Annotated in this window: 12 protein-coding genes; 7 read left to right on the top strand and 5 right to left on the bottom strand. The window is 63.3% G+C overall.

Annotated elements, in window-relative coordinates; genetic code table 11:
* Positions 1 to 370: 370 nt before the first annotated feature.
* The gene (gene htpX, locus LMTR3_RS05375; RefSeq protein ID WP_065744167.1) at positions 371 to 1,306 is read right to left on the bottom strand and encodes a zinc metalloprotease HtpX; all 936 of its coding nucleotides are present in this window, start codon (positions 1,304 to 1,306) and stop codon (positions 371 to 373) included.
* Positions 1,307 to 1,627: 321 nt separating this feature from the next.
* On the opposite strand from htpX, the gene LMTR3_RS05380 reads away from it, so the two are divergent.
* From LMTR3_RS05380 to LMTR3_RS05395, 4 genes are all read left to right on the top strand, one after another.
* Positions 1,628 to 2,008 carry a VOC family protein gene (locus LMTR3_RS05380; RefSeq protein WP_065744058.1) on the top strand — a complete coding sequence of 127 codons (381 nt, stop codon included), beginning with the start codon at positions 1,628 to 1,630 and terminating at the stop codon, positions 2,006 to 2,008.
* An 85-nt stretch (positions 2,009 to 2,093) separates the two neighbouring features.
* Positions 2,094 to 3,428 (top strand): amidohydrolase, encoded by a 1,335-nt coding sequence (locus LMTR3_RS05385; RefSeq protein ID WP_065744059.1) that lies wholly within the window; start codon positions 2,094 to 2,096, stop codon positions 3,426 to 3,428.
* A 227-nt stretch (positions 3,429 to 3,655) separates the two neighbouring features.
* The gene (locus LMTR3_RS05390; RefSeq protein ID WP_065744060.1) at positions 3,656 to 4,930 is read left to right on the top strand and encodes an acyl-CoA dehydrogenase family protein; all 1,275 of its coding nucleotides are present in this window, start codon (positions 3,656 to 3,658) and stop codon (positions 4,928 to 4,930) included.
* A gap of 317 nt (positions 4,931 to 5,247) precedes the next feature.
* Complete coding sequence (locus LMTR3_RS05395) at positions 5,248 to 5,868, top strand: flavin reductase family protein (RefSeq protein WP_065744061.1); 621 nt, start codon at positions 5,248 to 5,250, stop codon at positions 5,866 to 5,868.
* Between the two features lie 122 nt (positions 5,869 to 5,990).
* Here LMTR3_RS05395 and LMTR3_RS05400 read toward each other — a convergent pair whose 3' ends face one another.
* Positions 5,991 to 6,749: an alpha/beta fold hydrolase gene (locus LMTR3_RS05400; RefSeq protein WP_065744062.1), complete on the bottom strand. Its 759-nt coding sequence runs from the start codon at positions 6,747 to 6,749 to the stop codon at positions 5,991 to 5,993.
* A 290-nt stretch (positions 6,750 to 7,039) separates the two neighbouring features.
* Positions 7,040 to 7,933 carry a glutathione-dependent disulfide-bond oxidoreductase gene (gene yghU, locus LMTR3_RS05405; protein WP_065744063.1) on the bottom strand — a complete coding sequence of 298 codons (894 nt, stop codon included), beginning with the start codon at positions 7,931 to 7,933 and terminating at the stop codon, positions 7,040 to 7,042.
* Between the two features lie 282 nt (positions 7,934 to 8,215).
* Between yghU and LMTR3_RS05410 the strand changes: the two genes are divergently transcribed.
* Positions 8,216 to 9,367 (top strand): aminotransferase class V-fold PLP-dependent enzyme, encoded by a 1,152-nt coding sequence (locus tag LMTR3_RS05410; RefSeq protein WP_065744064.1) that lies wholly within the window; start codon positions 8,216 to 8,218, stop codon positions 9,365 to 9,367.
* A 139-nt stretch (positions 9,368 to 9,506) separates the two neighbouring features.
* Here LMTR3_RS05410 and LMTR3_RS05415 read toward each other — a convergent pair whose 3' ends face one another.
* Positions 9,507 to 11,165 carry a flavin-containing monooxygenase gene (locus LMTR3_RS05415; RefSeq protein ID WP_065744065.1) on the bottom strand — a complete coding sequence of 553 codons (1,659 nt, stop codon included), beginning with the start codon at positions 11,163 to 11,165 and terminating at the stop codon, positions 9,507 to 9,509.
* 331 nt (positions 11,166 to 11,496) lie between these two features.
* On the opposite strand from LMTR3_RS05415, the gene LMTR3_RS05420 reads away from it, so the two are divergent.
* Positions 11,497 to 12,630, top strand: a complete 1,134-nt coding sequence (locus tag LMTR3_RS05420; RefSeq protein ID WP_065744066.1) for a nitronate monooxygenase — start codon at positions 11,497 to 11,499, stop codon at positions 12,628 to 12,630.
* A gap of 126 nt (positions 12,631 to 12,756) precedes the next feature.
* Positions 12,757 to 14,271 carry an acetyl-CoA acetyltransferase gene (locus tag LMTR3_RS05425; RefSeq protein WP_065744067.1) on the top strand — a complete coding sequence of 505 codons (1,515 nt, stop codon included), beginning with the start codon at positions 12,757 to 12,759 and terminating at the stop codon, positions 14,269 to 14,271.
* Between the two features lie 201 nt (positions 14,272 to 14,472).
* On the opposite strand, the gene LMTR3_RS05430 is transcribed toward LMTR3_RS05425, so the two are convergent.
* Entirely contained in the window at positions 14,473 to 16,221 is a 1,749-nt protein-coding gene (locus LMTR3_RS05430; protein ID WP_065744068.1) for a methyl-accepting chemotaxis protein, read from the bottom strand.
* Between the last annotated feature and the right edge of the window lie 98 nt (positions 16,222 to 16,319).

Here is a 16,319-nt window from a genome sequence, read left to right on the forward strand (position 1 = left end):
TATCCTCTTCCAACCCCATCAGGTGGCGGCCCTGCGCCGACCCCGCACAGAAGCGAGACCCCGGCGGGCGGACAACGCAAAGGGATTGACTAATCGAGGCCCGTTACAGAAGGGTGGGCAAAGCGCAAGCGTGCCCACCGTCAGCAGCGCGTTCGATGATGGATGGTGGGCACAGCGCTACGCGCCTTTTGCCCACCCTACGCGACCTGATCGGCGCCGCACACTCAACTGTCATTCCCGCGCACGCGGGAATCCAGTACGCTGCGGCTTATCGGTTCAATCACTGACGTCTCTGGAATACTGGATCACCCGCTTTCGCGGGTGACGACAGGTGAATGTGTGTCAGCGATCTCGCGACATGAACGAGGCGTTATCCCCACGGGCCGCGCGAAGCCGAGGGGCGGCCCCACGGACCGCGACGCGGATAGTTGCCGCGCGCGTTGGTGGGGAACGTGCCGCCCTGCGCGCCAAGCTCCGCCGCGAGCTGCTGCAAGGCGGCGATGCGGTTCTCGGTCGAGGGGTGCGTCGTGAATAGATTGTCCATGCCCTGACCCGACAACGGGTTGATGATGAACATGTGCGCGGTTGCCGGATTGCGCTCGGCTTCGACATTCGGCACGACATGCGCGGCGTTGGCGATCTTGGCCAGAGCGGACGCAAGCCACATCGGCTGACCGCAAATGCGCGCGCCGAGATCGTCGGCGGCGTATTCGCGGGTCCGGCTGATCGCCATCTGCACCAGCATGGCGCCGAGCGGGGCCAGGATCATCATGGCAATCGATCCGATGATGCCGGGACCGTTGTCGCGGTTGCCGCCAAAGAACATGCCGAACTGCGCCAGCATCGAGACCGCACCGGCGATGGTCGCGGTGATGGTCATCAGCAGCGTATCGTGATTTTTGATGTGCGCGAGCTCGTGCGCGATCACGCCCGCGAGCTCTTCGCGGCTGACCGACTGCACCAGACCCGTGGTCACGGCGACCGCCGCGTTCTGCGGATTGCGGCCGGTGGCGAAGGCATTGGGCTGCGGCTCGTCCATCAGGAACACGCGCGGCATCGGCAGGCCGGCGCGGCCGGCGAGCTCAGCCACGAGATTAAAGAGGTCGGGCGCCGTGCGTTGGTCGACCTCATGGGCGCCGTACATCGACAGCACCATACGGTCCGAATTCCAGTAGGCGAAAATATTGGTCGCAGCCGCGATCACGAGCGCGATCGTAGCACCGGTGGCGCCGCCGATCAGATAGCCGACGCCCATGAAGAGGCCGGTCAGACCGGCCAACAGAATGGCAGTCTTAAAATAGCTCATTGTCGTCTCCTTGCCGCCCGCGGCGGATACGCCGGGCTGGCATCCCAAAGGTAGGAACTCACCCGAGACCGCTTCAAGATGCCGAGGTGCGTCGAGGCGCCGCGTTTGGCGACAGGAACCAACGCGCCAGCCGGATTAACGATCCGTAATCCGGTGGGATCGCGTGGCTTTTCGGCTACCGGACGAGGCTGCTTGTAGAACGCCCGCCCCGCCGTCTACATTGCCCGGCAACGAGCAGCGTGATGAGGCGCCCGGGAAAGTGAAGTGGGGCAATCAATTTGCGTATGTTCGTCCGGAAAAAACTGGGAGGAAATTGAAGCAATGTTTTCGCATGTGATGATCGGCACCAACGACCTCGACAAGGCCAAGGCGTTCTATGACGCATTGCTCGGTACGCTCGGTGTGCGGCCGGCGCGGGTCGACGGCCACCGCATTTTCTACATCACCAAGACCGGAATATTCTCGGTGACCAAGCCGATCAACGGCCAGCCCGCGACGCCCGCCAATGGCGGCACCATCGGTTTTGCGGCCGACTCGCCCGAGCAGGCCGACGCATGGCACGCGGCCGGCATCGCCAATGGCGGAACGAGTTGCGAAAATCCGCCGGGCATCCGCGAAGGCAGCACGGGCAAACTCTATCTCGCTTATCTGCGCGATCTCGACGGCAACAAGATCTGCGCGATGCACCGGCTGCCGGCGTAAACGAAGATTGCAGGGTGGGTTTAGCCGAAGGCGTAACCCACCCTATGCAGCACAGGTTGCGGCACAATCGAAGGAACGTCGGGCCATGAAGCGATCTGTCATCTCATTGGCGGCGTCCGTCGCGCTATTCGCAGCGATCGCACTGCCCGCCCACGCCGAGCTCGATGTCGCCACCCTGCAGAAGGCGATCGAAGCGTCGCTCGCAAGCGACTATCCGAAGCTCGACGCGCTCTACAAGGAAATCCACGCCCATCCGGAGCTGGCGTTTCAGGAGGTAAAAACCGCCGCGAGACTCGCTGCGGAAATGCGCGCGCTCGGCTTTGAGGTCACCGAGAAGGTCGGCAGGACCGGGCTGGTCGCCATTTACAAAAATGGCGAGGGCCCGACGATCATGGTGCGCACCGAGCTCGACGGCCTGCCGATGGAAGAGAAAACCGGCCTCGACTATGCGAGCCGCGACAAGGCCAACTGGAACGGGCGGGAGGTATTCGTCGCCCATAGCTGCGGCCACGACGTCCACATGGCGAGCTGGGTCGGAACGGCGAAGACGCTGCTCGGCCTGAAAGAGCAGTGGCGCGGCACGTTGATGTTCATCGCCCAGCCGGCGGAAGAGATCGTGGCCGGCGCGCGCGCCATGATTGCGGACGGCCTGTTCACGCGCTTCCCCAAACCCGATATCGCCCTCGCCCTGCATGCCGGTCCGTTCTCTCATGGCACGGGCTTCTATCGCACAGGAGTAGGCTCGTCCGCTGCCGACGGCCTCGATATAACATTCCACGGCCGCGGCGGTCACGGCTCGGCGCCGCACACGACCGTCGACCCCGTGGTAATTGCGGCACGCTTCATTGTCGAAGTGCAAAGCGTGATCAGCCGCGAAAAGGACCCGACCGAATTCGGTGTCGTGAGCATCGGCGCCATTCACGGTGGCACCGCTCCAAATATTATCCCCGACTCGGTGCGGCTCTCCGGCACCATTCGCTCCTACAAGCCCGAGGTTCGCGCCAAACTACATGCCGGGATCGAACGAACGGCAAAGGCGGCCGCGGCGATGTCGGACGCTCCCGCTCCCGACATCAAGATCGTCGAGGGTACCAAGCCCGTCATGAACGATCCGGATGTGGTCGCAGCCACCGCAGACGTGCTGAAGGCGGCATTCGGCGATAAGTTCAAGATATCACCGCCGGGGACGGCCAGCGAGGATTTCTCCGAATACGCCGGCGCAGGCGTACCGTCGATGATGTTCAACATCGGCGTCTATGACCAGGAACGTATCGTCGCGGCACGCAACGGCGGCCCGCCGATACCGTCCAATCATTCGCCGCTGTTCGCACCGGTGCCGAGGCCGACCATCGAAACCGGCGTCACCGCGATGACGCTCGCGGTGCTCAGCGCGTTCGATCGGCACGCCAGGCGCAAATGAATTTGAATCGTAGGATGGGTGGAGCGGAGCGATACCCATCATGGCTCCGCGCAAGGGATTGATGGGTATCGCTCCGCTCCACCCATCCTACGCGCTTCCCACGACGCGGAAAATTGCGCGTCTACGCCCCGCGCTTGTGCAAGCCCCTCCCCGCCGTCTACATTGCCGGCCAACGAACCGAGCGCGCGCCCGCAGATGAATGGTCTGCGCAATGGGAGGAATAATCCATGAAACACGCCTACATCCCGCGAACGACGACCTACAATCTCAACCCGGGCGAAGAACTCAACGATCTGCGCATGTCGGACGAGGTTCGTCCGCTGTACGAGCACGTCAAAAAATTCATCCGCGAGACCGTCGATCCGATGTCGGTCGAGTTCATCCGGCTCGGCGAGGGCAAGAAGGACCGCTGGAGCTTTACGCCGGAGCAACTCGCGGTGCTGCAGAAGGCCAAGGACAAGGCCAAGGAAGAAGGCCTGTGGAATTTCTTTTTGCCTGATGCCGAAACCGGCGAAGGCCTGAAGAATCTCGACTACGCCTATATCGCGGTTGAACTGGCGAAGAATCCGCTGGCGTCGGAGACCATGAACTGCTCGGCGCCCGACACCGGCAACATGGAAGTGCTGGAGCGCGTCGGCACCAAGGAGCAGAAGGAGAAGTGGCTGAAGCCGCTCTTGGCAGGCGAAATCCGCTCGGCCTATGCGATGACCGAACCCAACGTCGCCTCCTCCGACGCCAAGAATATTTCCACCACGGCAAAACTCGTCGGCGACGAATGGGTGATCAACGGCGAGAAATATTACATCTCCGGCGCCGGCGATCCGCGCTGCAAGATCATGATCGTGATGGTGAAGACCAATCCCGATGCGCCGCCGAGCAAGCAGCAGTCGCAGATCCTGGTGCCGATCGACACCCCCGGCGTCGAGATTTTGGGCCCGATGCACGTGTTCGGCCACGACCACGCGCCACGCGGCCACATGCATCTGCGCTTCAACAATTGCCGGGTGCCGAAGGAGAACATTTTGCTCGGCGAAGGCCGCGGCTTTGAAATCTCGCAGGTTCGCCTCGGACCCGGCCGCATCCATCACTGCATGCGCACCATCGGCAAGGCGGAAAAGGCGCTCGACCTGATGGTGTCGCGCGGGCTCACCCGCGAAGCCTTCGGCAAGAAGATCGCCCATCTCGGCGGAAACTTGCAGATCATTGCCCAGGCGCGCTGCGAGATCGAGGCGATGCGCCTGATGGTGCTGAAAGCCGCGAAAGCGATGGACGTGCTCGGCAACAAGGAGGCACGGATCTGGGTCAGCATGGTCAAGGCCATGGTGCCGGAGCGCACCTGCAAGATCATCGACCAGGCGATCCAGATGCACGGCGCCACCGGTATTTCGCAGTGGAGCCCGCTCGGTGAGATGTACCAGGACGTCCGCCACCTCCGCTTCGCCGACGGTCCGGACGAGGTGCACTGGATGGTGGTCGGAAGGCATGAACTGAGCATGCCGTAAGGGGAGTCCCCATCGGCAATCCCCGTGGGGCGCCCCCACCCCAGCCCTCCCCCGCAAGCGGGAGAGGGAGTAGAGCGCGCTGAGTGATCACACCGTGCGCAACAGCAACAACGTTAGATATGCGCGCCGCCGTTGTTGAACGTCGGTCGCTCAGCGCGCGAAAGTGCGCCCCCTCTCCCGCTTGCGGGGGAGGGCTGGGGTGGGGGTGCCTCCGCATACTCGCTCGCAGAGAGAATGCGCTATGCCCACTGCACCTTGCGTCCGCGCTGCGTGATGGGCACGCTGCGCTTTGCCCACCCTACGCGGAGCCTCCATACATGCAATACGACCCCAGCGACCTAAAATCCCGCGAGCGCTACAAGGTGCTCACCTCCTTCGTGCTGCCGCGGCCGATCGCCTGGGTGACGACGATTGGTCCGACCGGCGTGGTCAACGCGGCGCCGTTCAGCTTCTTCAACGTGTTCTGCGAGGATCCGCCGCTCTGCATGTTCGCCGCCAATCTGCGGCCCGACGGCCGCGTCAAGGATACCGTAATCAACATCCGCCGAACGGCCGAATTCGTCGTCAACATGACCGACGAGCCGTTGGCGCTGGCGATGCATGAAAGCAGCGGCGATTTTCCGCCCGAGGTCGGCGAGCCGGACTATCTCGATCTCAAACTGGCGCCCTCGACCAAAATCGCCGTACCGCGGCTGGCCGACGCGCCGTTTGCGATGGAGTGCAAGACCTGGAAGGAGATCGACGTCAACGGCGACCGGCTGTTGGTGATGGGCGAAGGCATCCACTTCCATATCCGCGACGAATTATGGGACCACGCCGCGATGCGCGTGCACATGGAGCGCTATCACCCGATCGGCCGCATGTTCGCGGATCGTTACTGCCGGACCGACGACCGCGTGGTGTTTCCGCCGGCGGAAGGGGCGAAGACAGCGGTCTAATTTGTAGGGTGGGCAAAGCCAACGGGTCGCGCGAATGCGCGCCCGATGACTGGCTCCGCGTGCCCACCATTCCAACCACGTATGAAAATGGTGGGCACGGCGCAAGAGCGCCTTTGCCCACCCTACGCAGCCACCGGCCTATGCGCACGCAGGAAAGAGCGGGTCTGCCGCACCGCGAGCGGCACCCGCTCTTTCGGGTCCTTCCACGGAAACAGGCTGACTTCCGCGTTCGGCGCCAGCAGCGCACTCTCCATGGCGACCGCGTAAGGATGCGCCGGGATGTCGTCGGGCAGGATCAGCACCGGCGTCTGGCATTGACGGACGAAATCGCGCGTCACGGTGAAGACGAAATCGGGATCGGTGCGATACATCTTCGTCAGGAATTTTTCCGCCTGCTCCATCGTGATGTCGCTCCGGCGTTTTGTCAGTTCCGGCGCCCAGCCGGTCATGTTGTTATTGTAGAACAGGTCGCGCATTTCCGGACGCGAGCCTGACGGCATCGCCAGCACGGCGGCGACGACACGATCCGGCGCGCGCTTGATCAGATTCCAGATCAACGGGCCGCCGATGCAGAAACCCAGCACCATGAATTTTTCAAAACCGAGGTGATCCATCAGGGCGAGCTGGTCGTCGGTGTGGGAATCCCAGGGACGCTCGATCTCGAGCGGGCCGGTGGATTGGCCGGGCGGCGCGTTGCGCAGGTCGTACGCGATGCAGCGGTATTCGTTGCCGAACTCCTTGACGGCATTGAAGGGCGGATAGTCGCCGGTGATGCCCGAGATGTTCGAATTCAATCCGCCGCCGGCGATCAATAGCAGCGGAAAGCCGGAGCCGGCTTCCTCGTAGTGGATGCGAACCGAGCCTTTTTCGAAGAAGCTCATGGCGGTTTTTCCTCTGCCCTGTTGGGCGCGCGGCACCTTGTTGGTTGTTTATCGAGAGTCCCCGTGCGGAGACACCCCCACCCCAGCCCTCCCCCGCAAGCGGGAGAGGGAGACGAGCGCGCCATGTGGCGAATAGCTTAGTTGAAGACGGATGCGGGCGACAGACGTGGCCGTAATTGAACTCAAGTCATGCAGCAAGCACCGCTGCGCCCCCTCTCCCGCTTGCGGGGGAGGGCTGGGGTGGGGGTGCCTCCGCACATTCGATCGCGGATGGGTTCCTGTAACAAGCCTCACCCCTTCGCGGGCTCGCCGATCTTGTCCTGCGTCCTGGTATCGAAATCGCTCGCATCGTGCCGCTCGTGCAACTGGCTTGCCGGGTCGCCGGAGATGCGGTTGACCATGCGCCCGCGCTTCACCGCCGGGCGCTTGGCGATCGCATCGGTCCAGCGCTGCACGTTCTTGTATTCATGCACCGACAGGAATTCGCCGGCGCCGTAGACCAGGCCCTTGGCCAGCGCGCCGTACCATGGCCAGGTGGCCATGTCGGCGATCGTGTATTCGCTCCCTGCGAGATATTCGTTATCGGCCAAACGCCGATTGAGCACGTCGAGCTGGCGCTTCACCTCCATGGCGTAGCGGTCGATGGCGTATTCGATCTTGGTCGGCGCATAAGCGTAAAAATGGCCGAAGCCGCCGCCGAGAAACGGCGCGCTGCCCATCTGCCAGAACAGCCACGACAGGCATTCGGCCCGCGCCGCGCCGCTCGCCGGCAAAAACGCACCGAACTTTTCGGCGAGATGCATCAGGATCGCACCGGACTCAAACACCCGGATCGGCGTCGGTCCGCTGCGATCCATCAGTGCGGGGATTTTCGAATTCGGATTGACGGCGACAAAGCCGCTGCCGAACTGATTGCCGTCGATCTTGATAAGCCAGGCGTCGTACTCCGCACCGCTGTGGCCGGCGGCCAGCAGTTCCTCGAACATCACCGTGACCTTGACGCCGTTGGGAGTGGCCAGCGAGTAGAGCTGGAACGGATGGCGGCCGACCGGCAGCTCCGCCTCATGCGTAGGGCCTGCGATCGGGCGATTGATGGCGGCGAACCGGCCGCCACTTTCCTTGTTCCAGGTCCAGACTTTCGGCGGGACGTATTCGGCGGAATCGTTAACGGGGGCGTCGGTCATTCGGCTAGGCTCCAGGCTTCTTGGCCGTCTCGCGATTGCGTGATCCGTCGCGCGGCAGCCGCTGCAATCCATGTAAGGTTTCGTATCAGCACTGCAACCAAACAAAAAGCGCACAAAACTCAGGGGAGGAATGCGGCCATGCTGCGTAGCAAGTGGAGGAGAAGCTCACCATTGCGCTGAAAATCTCGCGCCAGTGGCAAATGTACGCGGAGCAATGCTCCTGTGGCTGGCGTAGTCGAGATCGGCCATACTGGATGTGTCGCCACCAAAGAGACCATCCAAATGCTCCCATCGCAGCGCGCCCGGTTCGAGATACCGCGCCAGATCTGCTACCTGAATGCCGCCTCTTACAGCCCGCTGCCGATTCGAACGCTGGAGGCCGGCCGCGCCGCGGTTCTCCGCAAGGGCGCGCCGTGGACGCTCGAGGCCTCCTTCGCCAACCAACAGCATGAACGCGCGCGCCTTGCTGCCGCCCGGCTGATCAACGCCGAAGCCGCCGATATCGCGCTGATTCCCTCGGTCAGTTACGGCGTTGCGACCGCCGCGAAGATGCTGCCGATCACCCGCGGCACGCGCGTGATCGTGCTGGAGAACGACCACTCCTCGCCGGTGCTCGAATGGCATACGCGGGCCGAGGCGGAAGGGTTCGCGGTCGAGACGATTCGGCAACCCGACGATGGCGATTGGACGTCGGCGGTGGTTGCCGCGATCGAACGATCCGGCGCACCACCGGTCAGCCTGGCCTCGATCTCATCGGTGCACTGGTCGGACGGTGGGTTGATCGACGTCGACAAGGTCGGCACGGCACTCCGGCAGCGGAGCGCAGCATTTCTCGTCGACGCGACGCAAAGCATTGGCGTGCTGACGACCGACGTGAAGCGTCTCGACCCGGATTTTGTGGTCTTCCCGACCTACAAGTGGCTGCTCGGGCCCTACGGTCGCGCCTTTCTCTATGTTGCAAAACGCCATCAAGGCGGTATCCCGCTGGAGCAGACCGCGTCCGGCCGTCGCAACGTGCGCGCCGAGAACGCGGTCTATTTCACGGACGTCGGTTACGTTGGCGATGCGCGGCGCTTCGACATGGGCGAGCGCGATCATTTCATCTCGATGGAGATGGCATCGATCGGCATGGAGATGATGGACGAATGGGGAGCGCCGACCATTGCGCAACGTCTCGCGATGCTGACGGAGCGGATCGCGCAAGGCATACGCGACATCGGCGTCCACGTTCCCGAACCTCATCTGCGAGCGCCGCATATCGTGAGCCTCGCCTTCAAGGGCGGAATGCCGGCGGGCCTCGTCGAAGGACTGGCAAGCGAAGGCGTCTATGTCGCACAGCGCCTGGGGCGCCTGCGTGTGTCGCCGCACGTCTATAATGACGAAGCCGATGCCGACCGGTTCGTTGAGGTTTTGGGCAGGCGGCTGCGGGGCTGACCTGTAGGGTGGGCAAAGCCAACGGGTCGCGCAAATGCGCGCCCGATGACAGGCTCCGCGTGCCCACTATTCGTGCTATCGAATCGGAGAGATGGTGGGCACGGCGCTTGCGCGCCTTTGCCCACCCTACGGCAGCCGCTTAGGACGCCGCCAGCTTGCGCGGCTGCTCTGTCCGCTCCATCACAAATCCCTGATAGCCCTTGGCTACGACGTCATTGCAGATCTGCCGGTAGGGCCCGACGCCGCCGATATAGGGCATGAAGATCCGCGGCTTGCCCGGGACGTTGGCGCCCATGTACCAGGAATTCGCCTGCGGATAGAGCGTGCCGGAAGCGACCTCGTTGACATGGGCTACCCATTTGTCCTCGGCTTCGGTGGCGGCCTCCATCGTATCGAGCCCGCGATCGCGCATGTAAGCGAGACAGTCGGTGATCCAGTCGACATGCTGCTCGATCGACACGATCATGTTGGACAACACCGACGGGCTACCGGGGCCGGTGACGACAAAGAGGTTGGGAAAGCCCGCGCTCATCAGGCCGAGATAGGTGCGTGGACCTGCCGCCCATTTCTGGTTCAGCGTCTGGCCGTCGCGGCCCCTGATATCGATCTTCGCCACCGATCCCGTCATGGCGTCAAAACCGGTCGCCAACACCAGAGCGTCGACTTCGTAGTTTTTGCCGGCCACACGCACGGCGTTTTCGGTGATCTCTTCGATCGGATTCGACTTGATGTCGACCAGCGTCACGTTTGAGCGGTTGAAGGTCGCGAAATAATCGGTGTCGATGCAGATGCGTTTTGAGCCGATCGGATGGTTGTTCGGTTGCAATAGTCTTGCCGTTTCCGGGTCCTCGACAATGCCGGCGATCTTCTCGCGAACGAAATTCGCAGCGGTGTCGTTGGCGGCTTTGTCGAGCGCAAGATTGTTGTAGACCGACATGAAGGTAAGCCCGCCGTGATTCCAGCGCGCCTCGTACTTCGCGCGGCGCTCGTTGTCGCCGTCATCGAGCGCGCCGCGATCGGGCATCTCGGTGTAGATGCCGTTTTTCGCCACCTCGCGGGCGAAGCGCCGGATCTCGGGATAGTTGGCGCGGAATTTCTGCCGCTCTTGTTCCGTCAGCGGCGCATTGCGGGCGGGAATCGAGAAATTCGCGGTGCGCTGGAATACCGTCAGACGGCTCGCCTGTTCGGCGATGACCGGCACCGACTGAATCCCCGACGATCCCGTGCCGATGACGCCGACGCGCTGGCCGGTGAAATCGACTTCCTCATGCGGCCAGTGGCCGGTGTGGTAGACCTTGCCCTTGAACCGATCGAGACCCTTGATGTCGGGCATCCGCGCGTTCGACAGGCAGCCGGTGGCGAGCACGACGAATTTTGCCGACACCGTTTTGCCGTCCGAAGTCGTTACCGACCAGAGGGAGGTCGCCTCGTTGAACTCGGCACGATCGACGCGGGTGTCGAACTGGATGTCCCTTCGCAGATCGAAGCGGTCGGCGACGTGGTTGGCGTATTTCAAAATCTCCGGCTGCGGTGCATAGCGCTCGCTCCAGTCCCACTCCTGCTGCAGCTCTTCCGAGAACGAATAGGAATACTGCATGCTCTCGACGTCGCAGCGCGCGCCGGGATAGCGGTTCCAGTACCAGGTGCCGCCGACGCCCGAGCCCTGCTCGTAGACCCGCGCCGTCATCCCCTGTCCGCGCAAGCGGTGCAGCATGTACATGCCGGCAAAGCCCGCGCCGACCACGACGACGTCGTAGGCCTCGGGCGATTTGGCGGCGGCGGACGGCATGGCGGACATGGAGACTCCCTGAAAAGTTCTTTTGGTTGATTGGCAGCATTCTATCGATAGCGCCAAAGCGCAAGACGCAAATCGGCGGCCGTGCTCTGCATATTTTGCGAGATGGAATTGCACGTTCCTCATGGTGAGGAGCGCGTCTTCGCGCGTCTCCGGACGATGCTGCGCATCGCCGGGCGAACCATGAGGCCACAGTCGGGCCTACATCCTTCGAGACGCCGCTTCGCGGCTCCTCAGGACGAGGGTAAGGCGCTTGGCTTTCTGGTCTCCGATGGGCTAGCGTCGCGCGGAAAGCCGAGCAGCAATCACCGAATGCTGCCGCCGGGAGGTCACCATGAAATCGCCAATCTGCGACATGCTGGGAATTGAATTCCCCCTGCTCGCTTTCAGCCATTGCCGCGACGTCGTTGCCGCTGTCAGTCGCGCCGGCGGGTTTGGCGTATTGGGAGCGACCGCGCATTCGCCCGAGACGATCGAACAGGAATTGAAATGGATCGACGATCACACCGATGGCAAGCCCTACGGGCTCGACGTGCTGATCCCTGAAAACATTTCGACCGCGGGCGAAAAGGACGTCACCTGGAAGAGCCTGGAGGCGCGGATCTCGCCGCAGCATCGCGATTTCACCCGCAACCTGCTGAAGAAATACGGCGTCGAGCTGACGACGACCAATGTCGCCGACAACCAGCCGCAACCGTTCGACGCGCAGCGCGCGCTCGATGTGCTCGAGGTCTCGTTCCGCCATCCGATCAAGCTGATTGCGAACGCGCTCGGCGTGCCGCCGAAACAGATGATCGACATGGGCCGCAAGCATGGCGTGCCGGTGGCGGCGCTCGTTGGTTCGAAAGAGCATGCGCTGCGGCAGGTCGCTGCCGGCGTCGATATTTTGGTTGCGCAAGGTACCGAGGCCGGCGGCCATTGCGGCGAGGTTTCGACCATGGTGCTGGTGCCCGAGGTGATCAAGGCGATCAGGCCGGTCCGCGACGTGCCGGTGCTGGCCGCCGGCGGCATCATGACAGGCAGGCAGATGGCGGCCTGCATGGCGATGGGTGCGGCCGGCGCCTGGACCGGCTCGGTGTGGCTGGCGACGGTGGAATCGGAGACCACGGAAATTTTCCGCGAGAAGATGATCGCGGCATCCTCGCGCGACGCCGTCCGCTCCAAGGGCCGCACCGGCAAGCCGGCACGGCAATTGCGGTCGGTCTGGACCGATGCATGGGACCGCGGACCGGATAGCCCCGGCGCCTTGCCGATGCCGCTGCAAAGCATCATCAGCCGCGACGCCTTCAACTCGATCGACCGCGCGGCCGCCGCCGGCAATGTGCAGGCGCGCGATCTCGTGACCTACTTCGTCGGCCAGGGCGTCGGCCTGATCGACAGCGTGAAGTCGGCCGGCGCGGTGGTGCAGGAATTCAAGGAAGATTTTGCCGACGCGGTGGAGCATATGAACATGCTGATGGAGGAGTGATTGCGAAGCTCTTGTAGGGTGGGCAAAGCGAAGCGTGCCCTCCGGTTCGAGCAAGACGTTAGATGGTGGGCACGGCGCTACGCGCCTTTGCCCACCCTACGAGATTAGAAAGCGAAACAAGAAGAAATGTCCAACTCCTCCCTCCCCGAAGACCGCATTCCCGTCATCGTTGGCGTCGGCGAAATCGTCGACCGGCCCAAGGACATCGCCGCCGGCCTCGAACCGATGGCATTGCTCGAACAGGCGGTGCGGCGCGCGGAAGCCGATAGCGGCACAAAGCTGCTCGGCGAGCTCGGCTCGCTCGACGTCGTCAACTTCCTGAGCTGGCGCTATCGCGATCCCGAGAAGCAGCTCGCAGCAAAGCTTGGTGCTGCGCCAGCGCATTGCTATTACGGCCCGGTCGGCGGCGAGAGCCCGATCCGCTACATTCACGAAGCCGCAAAGCGGATCGCGCGCGGCGAGTGCAGCGTGGCGGTGGTCTGCGGCGCGGAAGCGCAATCCACCGCAACCAAGGCCGAGCGCGGCGGCATCGCCCTGCCATGGACGCCGTTCGCCCATGACGTCGAGGAGCCGAAGCGCGGTGCGGCGTTCCAGAAGCCGATGGCGGTGAAACTCGGGGTGTTCCGCCCCATCACCGTCTATCCGCTCTATGAATCCGCCACGTCAGCGCATTGGGGCCAGACGCCGCGCGAGGCGCTCGCCGAATCCGGCGCGCTGTGGTCGACCTATTCGAAAGTGGCGTCAGAAAATCCAAATTCGTGGCTGAAGAAGCGTTTTGCACCTGAAGAGATCATCACGCCGACGCCGGAAAACCGATTGATCGCCTGGCCGTATACAAAGCTGATGGTGGCCAATCCGACCGTCAACATGGGCGGGGCCGTCTTGCTGACCTCCCTGGCGAAAGCGCGTGCGGCCGGCGTAGCCGAGGAGCGGTTGATCTATCCGATCGGCGGCGCCTCGGCGGAGGAGCCGCGCGACTATCTGGTGCGCGACCAGTTTTACGAAAGCCATCCGCAGAACGCGGTGCTGAAGGCGGTGATGGATCTTGTCGAAGGCGACGGCAGGAAATTCGACGCCATCGAGCTCTATAGCTGCTTTCCCTGCGTACCCAAGATGGCGCGGCGGACACTCGGCTTGGGCCCCGACGTGCAGCCGACGGTGACCGGCGGCCTCACCTTCTTCGGCGCGCCGCTCAACACTTATATGACGCACGCGGCTATTGCGATGGTGCGGAAACTGCGCGAAGGCGGCAAGCTCGGCCTGCTCTACGGCCAGGGCGGCTTCGTCACCAAGCATCATGGACTGGTGCTGTCACGCGAAGCGCCGAACGACATGCTCAAGCAGGACACCAGCGTGCAGGCCGAGGCCGACCGCCATCGGCGTCCGGTGCCGGACTTCGTCACCGAGGCCTCGGGCAAGGGCAAAGTCGAGAGCTTTACCGTGATCTACAAGGGCAAGGGCGAGATCGAGCACGGCGTGGTGATGCTGCGCACCGAGCAGGATGCGCGGGCGCTCGCGCGTGTGCCGGCCAATGACGCCGCGACGCTCAAGCACCTGCTGGACATGGACCGCACCCCGGTGGGATCGGTCGGCGATATCGTTGCCGCGGATGATGGCGTGCTGGAGTGGCGGGCAGGATAGTTCTCGTGTCCCGGACGCGGCGCAGTAAACTGTAGGGTGGGCAAAGCCACCGGGTCGCGCGCATGCGCGCCCGATGACAGGCTCCGCGTGCCCACCATCCACGACGCGATCTGTTGATAGATGGTGGGCACGGCGCCAAGCGCCTTTGCCCACCCTACGGTTTACCGCATGCCGCGTTCCGTCCGGGGCACGATGGGACCCTCATGCCGCCCGCACCGTATCGAGGAACTTGTCGACCTCAAGCTTGAGGCGGTTCGAGTCGGCAGAGAGCGATTGTGCCGCCGAGAGCACCTGCGCGGAAGCCGAGCCGGTCTCACTCGCCCCGCGCTGCACGTCGGTGATGTTGGCGGAGACCTGATGGGTGCCCTCCGCGGCCTGCTGCACGTTGCGGGAGATTTCCTGGGTGGCAGCGCCCTGCTCCTCCACGGCGGCCGCTATCGCCGAGGCGATCTCGGCCAGCCTTTGTATCGTGCCGCTGATCTCCTTGATCGCGCCCACCGACTCCTGGGTGGCGCCCTGGATACCGGTGATCTGCTGACCGATCTCGCCGGTCGCCTTGGCGGTCTGTTCGGCAAGCGCCTTCACTTCGGATGCTACCACCGCGAAACCGCGGCCAGCCTCGCCGGCGCGTGCCGCCTCGATGGTGGCGTTGAGCGCCAGCAAGTTCGTCTGGCCCGCAATGGTATTGATGAGTTCGACCACGTCGCCGATGCGGCTTGCCGCCTTCGACAATTCGCTGACACGTTCGTTGGTGATCCGGGCCTGGTCGACGGCTTCGCCGGCCATCCGCGCCGATTCCTGCACCTGACGGCTGATTTCGTTGACGGAAGACGACAACTCCTCCGTCGCCGAAGCAACCGACTGCACATTGGTGGAAGCCTCCTCCGAGGCTGCAGCCACCATCGTGGTCACTTCCTGGGCGCGTTCGGCGGTCGTTGTCAGCGTTCCCGCAGACGCTTCGAGTTCCGTGGAGGCGGACGATACGGTTTCGACGATCTCGCCGACGGCTGCCTCGAAGGCGTCGGCAAGGCGGACCATATCGGCCTTGCGCTGCTGAGCGGCGATCTGGTCCTGTTTCATCTTGGCTTCCGCCTCGTCGCGGGCTTTCTGCTCCGAGACGACCTTGAATTTCTCGACGGCGCCGGCGACGGCACCGAGTTCATCCTTGCGGCCGAGGCCCGGCAGTACAACGGCGAAATTGCCGCCCGCGAGTTCGTCCATCGAGACGCTCAATGCGCGCATCGGCCGGGCAATCGTGAAGAACGAGAATATGCTGGTTCCGATCAGCAGGAAGATCGTGCAGAGGCCAATCGCCATGGATATCTGTTCAGCCGCCGCCATTTCGAGGGCGGCCTGGACCTTTTCCTTCTCCACGCTCTGCTTGGCGAAATCGGTGATTTGGTTGGCGAGCGATTCGAGTTCGGCCGCGATTGGTAGTGTAACTTCGCGAGCGATGCGGATCGCTTCCTCGTTCAGCTTCACGATCCGCGATGTGGCGTCAGGGGCGCCCGCCGCAGCAATCGCTTCGTCCCGCGCCTTCACGATCTGCTGGGCTTCCTTCACGTAGTCTGAAGCTCTCGTCTTGAGCTTCTCGATGCGCGCGCGGTTCTCGGCGGCGTGCGACAGTTTCAGCATCTCGTCACTGAATTGACTCGCCGATTTCAGACCGGCGGCCAGATAGTCGTTGGCTCTTTGCAAATGCGCCGCAGTACCGGCGAGACGAATATCACGAACACCGGTCTGCATACCGGCAATGGACGCCTTCGCATCCACTGAATCTCGCGCGACCGCCTGCTGCGCAGACATGCGAGCGTCCAGATCGCGCATTGCCGCATTTGCCCGCATTTGATTCGTCACCATCGCGGCAACGAGCAGGACGCCGAGGCCCGAGGCGATGCCGAGCTTGGCGCCGATCGAGAGATTGAAAATGAGACGGAAGATGCTGGACATGGCTGGCGTTCTCAAGAAACAGGTGGTCAGGGAGCGGCGATACCGTCTGCTTCCCGCACGGCGGGATCACGGTGAAGAAGTGCCGGGCCAGACGTCTG

This window comes from Bradyrhizobium sp. LMTR 3 (genome assembly GCF_001693485.1).
GTDB lineage: Bacteria > Pseudomonadota > Alphaproteobacteria > Rhizobiales > Xanthobacteraceae > Bradyrhizobium.

Bases quoted from the DNA above. Each gene is read 5' to 3' on its own strand.
- htpX (WP_065744167.1), bottom strand. From the start codon at position 1,306: ATGAGCTATTTTAAGACTGCCATTCTGTTGGCCGGTCTGACCGGCCTC.
- LMTR3_RS05380 (WP_065744058.1), top strand. From the start codon at position 1,628: ATGTTTTCGCATGTGATGATCGGCACCAACGACCTCGACAAGGCCAAG.
- LMTR3_RS05385 (WP_065744059.1), top strand. From the start codon at position 2,094: ATGAAGCGATCTGTCATCTCATTGGCGGCGTCCGTCGCGCTATTCGCA.
- LMTR3_RS05390 (WP_065744060.1), top strand. From the start codon at position 3,656: ATGAAACACGCCTACATCCCGCGAACGACGACCTACAATCTCAACCCG.
- LMTR3_RS05395 (WP_065744061.1), top strand. From the start codon at position 5,248: ATGCAATACGACCCCAGCGACCTAAAATCCCGCGAGCGCTACAAGGTG.
- LMTR3_RS05400 (WP_065744062.1), bottom strand. From the start codon at position 6,749: ATGAGCTTCTTCGAAAAAGGCTCGGTTCGCATCCACTACGAGGAAGCC.
- yghU (WP_065744063.1), bottom strand. From the start codon at position 7,933: ATGACCGACGCCCCCGTTAACGATTCCGCCGAATACGTCCCGCCGAAA.
- LMTR3_RS05410 (WP_065744064.1), top strand. From the start codon at position 8,216: ATGCTCCCATCGCAGCGCGCCCGGTTCGAGATACCGCGCCAGATCTGC.
- LMTR3_RS05415 (WP_065744065.1), bottom strand. From the start codon at position 11,165: ATGTCCGCCATGCCGTCCGCCGCCGCCAAATCGCCCGAGGCCTACGAC.
- LMTR3_RS05420 (WP_065744066.1), top strand. From the start codon at position 11,497: ATGAAATCGCCAATCTGCGACATGCTGGGAATTGAATTCCCCCTGCTC.
- LMTR3_RS05425 (WP_065744067.1), top strand. From the start codon at position 12,757: ATGTCCAACTCCTCCCTCCCCGAAGACCGCATTCCCGTCATCGTTGGC.
- LMTR3_RS05430 (WP_065744068.1), bottom strand. From the start codon at position 16,221: ATGTCCAGCATCTTCCGTCTCATTTTCAATCTCTCGATCGGCGCCAAG.